2 protein-coding genes are annotated in these 1,812 nt (G+C 70.0%); one reads left to right on the forward strand and one right to left on the reverse strand.

Features of this window, described 5'->3' with window-relative positions:
• Positions 1-470 (reverse strand): thioesterase family protein (locus RMN98_RS09865; protein ID WP_309648642.1); only part of this gene is annotated, 470 nt, incomplete at its 3' end.
• Between the two features lie 142 nt (positions 471-612).
• On the opposite strand from RMN98_RS09865, the gene RMN98_RS09870 reads away from it, so the two are divergent.
• On the forward strand, positions 613-1,812 hold a 1,200-nt coding region (locus RMN98_RS09870), incomplete at its 3' end, for an acetyl-CoA C-acetyltransferase (RefSeq protein WP_309648643.1).

Consider the following 1,812-nt stretch of genomic DNA (forward strand, 5'->3'; position numbering starts at 1 on the left):
TCACCGGAGTCGCGCGCCAGCCGGCCCTTGCGTGCCCGCGGCCCCTCGTGGTCGTCGCTGAGCTGGGCGAGCACCTCGCGCTCGGTCTCGGTGATGCGACGCGGCGACTCCGTCGCGAAGACGTACGGCGCCAGCTGCGACCGGGCCTGCACGTAGACCGTCCGGTTCCCCTGCTCGTCCTCGTCGAAGATCTCGTAGGCCATCGTGAACGAGGCGGCGCCGACCTTCGACACCCAGGTCTCGATCGAGACCGGCTCCTCCCGGTAGACCAGCGGCACCCGGTAGTCGACCTCGTGCTTGACCACGACCACACCCTCGGCCAGCTCCTCGCCCCCGGTGACCGGAGCGTGGAGCCGCAGCATGTCGACCCGCGCCTCCTGGAGGTAGTCGACGTAGGTCACGTTGTTGACGTGTCCGAGCTGGTCCATGTCGGCCCAGCGCAGCGGGCAGCGGTAGAGGTGACGAGTCACACCTGCATGCTGGCAGATTCCTCACTAGGGTGGCCGAGGCAGTCTCGCCGTACGGCGATCGTGTGACTGACTGCTGCCCCTGTCAGACCCGTGTCACCCGCGGCCCGGAACGAACCGGGGTCGCCCACCGAACGGAGAACCCATGCCCGAGGCCGTCATCGTCTCCACCGCCCGCTCCCCCATCGGGCGCGCCAACAAGGGGTCGCTCAAGGACATGCGTCCCGACGACCTGAGCGCCCAGATGGTGCAGGCGGCGCTCGACAAGGTGCCGGCGCTGTCGACCGACGACATCGACGACCTGCTGCTCGGCTGCGGCCTGCCCGGCGGCGAGTCGGGCAACAACATGGGCCGCATCGTGTCGGTCCTGCTCGGCATGGACAACGTGCCGGGCGCCACGATCACCCGCTACTGCTCCTCGTCGGTGCAGACCACGCGGATGGCCTTCCACGCCATCAAGGCAGGCGAGGGCGACGTGTTCATCAGCGCCGGCGTCGAGACCGTGTCCCGCTTCGCCAAGGGCACCTCCGACCACTGGCCCGACACCCAGAACCCGAAGTTCGCCGACGCGGAGGGCCGCACGAAGGCCTACGCGGAGGGCGGCCAGGACTGGCACGACCCGCGTGAGGACGGCCTGCTGCCCGACGCCTACATCGCCATGGGGCAGACCGCCGAGAACGTCGCCCGTATGAGGGGGCTCTCGCGCCAGGAGCTCGATGAGTTCGGCGTGCGGTCGCAGAACCTGGCCGAGAAGGCCATCAACGACGGGTTCTGGGCCAAGGACATCACCCCGGTCACGCTGCCCGACGGCTCGGTCGCCTCCACCGACGACGGCCCGCGCGCCGGCGTCACCTACGACGCGGTCTCGCAGCTCCAGCCGGTCTTCCGTCCCGACGGCGTCGTGACCGCCGGCAACTGCTGCGCGCTCAACGACGGCGCCGCGGCGGTCGTGATCATGTCCGACACCAAGGCCGCCCAGCTCGGGCTCACCCCCCTGGCGCGGATCGTGTCGACCGGTCTCACCGGGCTGTCGCCGGAGATCATGGGTCTCGGCCCGGTCGAGGCGTCGCGCCAGGCGCTGGCCCGCGCCGGCATGAGTGTGGACGACATCGACCTCGTGGAGATCAACGAGGCCTTCGCCGCCCAGGTGGTGCCGTCCTACCAGGACCTCGGCATCGACCTCGACCGGCTGAACGTCAACGGTGGCGCGATCGCCGTGGGCCACCCCTTCGGCATGACCGGTGCCCGCCTGCAGTCGACGATGATCAACTCCCTGCAGCACCACGACAAGCAGACCGGCCTCATCACCATGTGCGTCGGGGGCGGCCAGGGCATGGCCCTGGTG

It is taken from the genome of Nocardioides sp., assembly GCF_031397825.1.
Taxonomy (GTDB): Bacteria; Actinomycetota; Actinomycetes; order Propionibacteriales; family Nocardioidaceae; genus Nocardioides.